Here is a 227-nt window from a genome sequence, read left to right as displayed (position 1 = left end):
TTCGGCGTGGTACTGCCGCTGACGACGCTGTTCGCCAAGCCGGTGCTGTCCGATCTGGCACAAAGCATTGTCGAGGTGTTGAGCCGAGCCGGTCCGCAAGACCTACCGGCGATTGTTGCCGTGTCGCGTCAAGAGCCGCTTGTACCGTCGTTTGCCCAGCAGCGGCTCTGGTTCTTGGCGCAGCTGGACGAGGCGAGCACCAACTATCATATTCCGCTGGTCTTGCG

1 protein-coding gene is annotated in these 227 nt (G+C 61.7%); it reads left to right on the top strand.

Going from position 1 to position 227, the window contains the following annotated elements:
* On the top strand, nucleotides 1–227 hold a 227-nt coding region (locus tag PY650_RS37765; protein WP_285885089.1), incomplete at both ends, for a hypothetical protein.

It is taken from the genome of Martinezella calliandrae, from assembly GCF_030272695.1.
GTDB lineage: Bacteria > Pseudomonadota > Alphaproteobacteria > Rhizobiales > Rhizobiaceae > Rhizobium > Rhizobium calliandrae.
This window is presented reverse-complemented; position numbering and strand designations above follow the sequence as displayed.